Source organism: Enterobacter cloacae complex sp. S3, from assembly GCF_014930495.1.
Taxonomy (GTDB): domain Bacteria; phylum Pseudomonadota; class Gammaproteobacteria; order Enterobacterales; family Enterobacteriaceae; genus Enterobacter; species Enterobacter asburiae_B.
Map to the genome: position 1 here is coordinate 1 of NZ_JADBRD010000079.1, position 5,593 is coordinate 5,593.

Annotated in this window: 2 protein-coding genes and 1 pseudogene; all 3 read right to left on the reverse strand. The window is 43.6% G+C overall.

Features of this window, described 5'->3' with window-relative positions; all coding sequences use genetic code 11:
* Positions 1 to 254: 254 nt before the first annotated feature.
* Positions 255 to 3,317, reverse strand: coding sequence for a type I restriction endonuclease subunit R (locus IM317_RS23365; RefSeq protein ID WP_033144513.1), 3,063 nt, complete (start codon positions 3,315 to 3,317; stop codon positions 255 to 257).
* Between the two features lie 3 nt (positions 3,318 to 3,320).
* Positions 3,321 to 4,448 (reverse strand): restriction endonuclease subunit S, encoded by a 1,128-nt coding sequence (locus IM317_RS24075; RefSeq protein WP_223998092.1) that lies wholly within the window; start codon positions 4,446 to 4,448, stop codon positions 3,321 to 3,323.
* Positions 4,449 to 5,573: pseudogene (locus IM317_RS23375) on the reverse strand (class I SAM-dependent DNA methyltransferase); the annotation flags it as partial.
* Positions 5,574 to 5,593: the final 20 nt, after the last annotated feature.

A 5,593-nucleotide genomic window follows, 5' to 3' on the forward strand; every position in this document is an offset into this window, starting at 1 on the left:
CAACTATTTATAGCAAAGCGAAATGATTAATTGATTACATGAATACCCCCTCAAGGAATCATTCATGGAAAACTGTTAAAAGTGGCAATAGTTATAAATCAATGGAAGATTGCCAAAACACTCAAATCACTTCACTAGCTATTAGAAAAAGTGAATTGTTTTGTAATAAAGAGAATATTAAATAATTTAACAGATAAACCAGAGAGACATATAACGATCTCTCTGGCTGCATGGTTTATCTGTCAACCATAAAATCAGTAATGCTCTTCAATATACCCATAAGCTTTTTGAAATAACTCACCATCTTTTCCTAAACCGAACTGTGCCAAAGTGAGCATTAACGCTTTTTGTATTTCACGCGGGCCACTGTTGGAATTTTGCCAACCATCAAAGCGGGTAGCTTTCACGATTTTATCAATTTGCTCTACAACATCACCGATTAACTTAGGGGTAGTTTCTGGGCGTGTTTCGAGGAAAAGCTTAGTCAAAGCCTGTTTATTATCAGCTTCAGTTACTGGGCGCTCGCCCGTTTCGCGCTCTGCTTGTACGGTATCTTTCGCAGCATCCAATAGGCCTTTCAACCAGTCGATAGCCTTGATAACACCAGCTTCATAATCCTGACGAAGTTTTTCCAGGCGTTCGCCCAATGCCACAAATTTAGGATCATGACTGCCGCGCAAACGCCCCATAAGATCAATCTCCAGGCGTTTGGCGCGTTGTTCCTGTTCTTTAGCGGTCAGGGTAAAAATAGCGTGCTCGTCCATGATCAACTCGTCAATATCATCGCGAATACGATTGATATCAGTATGCTCATGGATCATTTTGATGGTTTCAGGGCCAAGCGCAGCCCAAACAAGCGCACCTGTCTGCCCCACCGGACGCACCGATTCATAAATTTGCGCCAGCCATTTATAGTCCTGACGATAAGGGGTCAAAAAAGGATCTGGGTTGATAGCTGACCATAACTTGGATAACACCCCAAAACTGGCAGCAAATTCATCGCGTTTTTCGTTAGTTGGCAGACATTCTTGCGCAGCCATAATGCCTTCAAAACCTTCTATAGAACGATCCACACCAAGGAAGAAGGACAGACATTTATTAAGTTGTAACGGCAATAACTCTTTAAATGCCTCAATTCCTTCTACAACCCCTTCAATTTCTTCAGGATTATAGGCCAGAGCGGTACGCAGATTTTCGAAAACGCCGAGGTAGTCGATAATTAACCCCATGTCCTTGCGTACATCATCGGTTTCGTACAACCGGTTGGTTCGGCACATGGCCTGAAGAAGAGTATGATCGCGTAGAGGCTTATCGAGGTACATGCAGTAGCAAATTGGCGCATCAAAGCCCGTAAGCAGCTTGGCGGTAACGATGATAAGCTGTAATGGATGCTCCGGATCTTTAAAACATTCAATCAGATCCTTCTGTACCTGCTCTTCCGCATCGATGTGCTGCCAGCGTTCGAAATCGGCTTGTTTAACAGGTAGCTCCAATTCGTCATGCCATTTGAGCCAGTCCTTGTTGAGCTTATCTTTTTTACTACCCTCATCAGCTTTAACCGGAGCCTGGTCAACGTTCATGACCACTTCAACCGCATCAAAACCGAGCTTTTCACCGAGCAAATAATACATCTGCACGCAGGCTTCGCGATCGTATACCACAACCATGCCTTTCATCTTTTTCGGCATAACATGGCTGGTAAAATGCTCAACGATATCATTACTCACCGCAGCCATGCGTCTCGGAGATTTCAGCATAATAGCCAGCTTGCCAGCGCGTCTGGACAATGCTGCTTTTTCTTCTTCATCCAGGTTGTTTTCGGTGGCCAGTTGCTCGAACTCTTCATTGATGGCGTCACGATCCACTCGGAGTTCGGCCAGCCGAGGTTCGAACTTCACCGGGTTAGTCGCACCATCCCGGATCGACTGCTTGTAGCTATAGCGGCTCATATAGCGGCCAGGATCTTCTTCGGCACCGAACAATTTGAACGTATTACGATCAATGCCAGAAATCGGAGTACCAGTCAGGCCATAGAAGTGGGCATTGGGCAACGCCCAGCGCATTTTCTCGCCTAATCCACCTTCTTGGGTACGGTGAGCTTCGTCAACCAACACAATGATGTTGTCACGGTTGTTCAGGCCATTGGGGTTGCTATCATCAATTTCGATATCTTTAAATTTAAAGATGGTGGTGATCAAAATACCACGGCTGTCTTGCTCAATGTATTCGCCAAGCTTTTTACAACTTTGCACTTTAATCAGATTCTTAACGTCGGCCCCACCAAAGGTCTCGTTAATTTGGCTGTCCAGATCTCGCCGATCCACAACGATGAGTACCGTCGGATTTTTTAACGCATTGTCGGCACGCAGCATTTTGGCGGCGTAAAGCATCAACAAGGATTTACCCGATCCCTGGAAATGCCAAATAAGACCTTTTTTCGGATAGCCTCTACGAACACGCTCAACGATTTGTTTTGCTGCTTCAAATTGCGGATAACGCGGCAGGATTTTAACGCGTTTAGGTGGAGTATTTTTGCCCGTTTTGACGGTTGAAAATAATGCAAAAGATTCCAGTAGCTGCAATAAGGTCTGTGGATTTAACAAACTCTCGCAGCTGTTGAGTATCGATGCTAATCCCGGCAGAATCTCATCACGAAGCTCAGTATTATGCCAGGGCCCCCAGTCTTTAACTCGGGCATTAATTGCGCCATAGGCAAAGGTTTTTCCTTCGCTGGCAAAGCACAGCAAGTTAGGTACAAAGAAAGATTCAACGTTTTTCCAGTAGTACTTTTTGCCGCCCATGAAGTCGGCGGCCCCGTCTTGCCAGGTCACACTGGGGCGAGTTGCGGTTTTAACTTCTCCCACCACCAGTGGTATACCGTTCACATAAAGGACAATATCAAAATAGACTTCAGTAGCCGCGATATAGTGAACCTGCTGCGCCACCACAAAGTGGTTGTTCTCTATATTATCAAAATCAATCAGATTGATGGTGATATGGTCGCCATTCTCGCCAAAAGGTAAGGTTTTTTCAGCCATCAACCATTCCTGGAAGTTTTCATTGGCCTTTACCAAACCGGTATGACGGGCTTCCAAAACCACTCCTCGCAGTTTGTAAATGACCTCATCGGCATAGTCAGGTTGTCTGCCGATATCAGGGTTTAACGAACAAAGCGCGTCTTTTAGCCACTCATCAACGAAGATATCCTGCGCTTGTTTAGGCAGATTTTCTCCGTGGCAATAAGCCCATTTGCCACCACTCAAGCCCTTTAAGCGGTCGATAATTCCATTTTCTGTAACGGTTTGTTCGTTAAACATGTATCACTCCCTACTCAACAGTGAAACCTTAGTATTTAGTAAAGCTCTTTTTTTATTTTGGATACTCTCAAAAGAATCTTTAGCTACTATCAACATAGAACTAATTTGATCTATTTGTAAACTACTTAATTTTGCGATACTTAATTTACTTAAGATATTCCAATCAGCTCTTGGCATCTTAGTTCCTTTCGCAGAGTGCATAGCAATTTGAGCGAATGCTTTGCTACAAAATAAAGCAGCCAGAATAATCCCCACTTTGTTATTTTTAGGTTTTAGAACCACTAAATCAGAAGAGCATATACCATTACAATCTGTTAATGCAGCTTTTCGTAGGTATGGCCTAATTTTACCGTACAGGATATTATCAGGCTCAAAACGAAACTTCTGACTAACAACGCCATCTAGATTAGAATGATTAACTCCCCAATAATTTTTAGAAGTTAGGTGTTCAAAGCCTACATAAATATTTTCTTCATCGAATTCATCCGGACTAACACGCACTCTTCGTTCCTTACACAAATCATCTATTTGAACTGAGTTTTGTTTTATTGTTTTAGAGCAAAGCAAAACTTTATTAACAATTGTCTCAATCAAATTTTCATGACTATCCAAAACAGATTCTATGGCATTTAAATTGCGATCGATTCCTATCAATAATTTAAGCAAAGTGGACTGCATCTCTTTGGATGGAAATAAAAATTTTTGCTCCGCCAAAGTTTTCCACTTAATTGTTGGAGATAACGAGCCTTCAGAAATAGCTACAGCTCGATTCATAAATATATCGGACTGCATAAAGAAAGGAAGAAACCCAGGAATAGCCATTTCCAGATTTTCCTCAAGAACCATTGCATGCGCTGAGCAAATACAATCCCAGTCAGCCACAGCAACCTTACGTTGATAAGCGCGACGCTTACCAAATATGATCTGACCTTTCTTCACCAAAAGCTTTTGTCCCTCGACATCTCCTGGCGCGCCATGACGTTTGATTTTAAGGTTGTCAGGCTCTAAATGCTCCAAACCGACATAAATTTCAAGGTCTGTCTCGCTCGGTTCTACACGTTTGGAGATATGTTTCGCGATATCACCAAACTTCACCATTTGCCAGCCTTCCGGTAATTGCTGTTCCGTCATTTACTGCTCCACCTTGCTTTCAACGCTATATCCAAGAGCTGCAAGGCTTTGGAATAATTTATTAGTTTGTTTTTTCAACTGAGTACGGCTTACTTTCCACGCTTCAATCGCATGTTCAATATTATGTACTTCATCGTTATTTTGTGCTGGCACATACAGTGGAATTGACAGGTTATAAAGGTTTTCTTTAATAGCTTCGATATCCACTAAAGCGGTTATATCGCTTTTTTTCTCCGGATGAAAAAAAGCCTCGCATAATACCTCCAAATCCTCATCGGATAGGCGACTATGAGCGCGTTCACGGGTGACATGCTCAACTCCGTTGATAAACAACACTTTGTTTTTGCGTTCAGCAGGCTTATTGCAATTAAGCACCACCACACAAGATTCCATCGGCGAGTTATAAAACAGATTAGGTCCCAATCCAATCACCGCTTCAATGATGTCCGATTCAATCACCTGTTTACGAATGGCTTGCTCTGAATCGCGAAACAGCACGCCATGTGGCCAAAGCATAGCAGCACGACCGGCACCAGGTTTTAAGCTTTTGATTATATGGGTATAAAAAGCATAATCAGCACAGCCCTGCGGTGGTACGCCATAAAGATTACGACCATAGGGATCGGCGGCAAACTTGTCACGATTCCATTTTTTGATGGAGTACGGCGGGTTTGCAAAAATTACATCAAACTGCTTGAGCCGGTCATTTTCAATAAACTTAGGTTCAGCCAGAGTATCACCGCGCAGCACATCAAATTCTTCGATATCGTGCAGGAACATATTCATACGCGCGATAGCGGAGGTCAGCAGGTTCACTTCCTGGCCATAAAGGTGTACCGAGCGCCACTCTTCCCCTCTTGCGCGGAGATCCATCACTGCATTTAGCAACATCCCGCCAGTGCCGCATGTTGGATCATAGGCCGTTTCACCAGGTTTTAAGCCCATAATGCGCGTCATTAAATGCACGACTGTTCGGTTGGTGTAGAACTCTGCTGCCGTATGACCGGAATCATCAGCGAACTTTTTAATCAGGTATTCGTAGGCTTCACCAAGATCATCCTGGGCGACCGATTTAATACCCAGCGGAATTTTACTGAAATGTTCAATCAGATGAGCCAGCAGATTGACCTGCCCCCACGATTAGA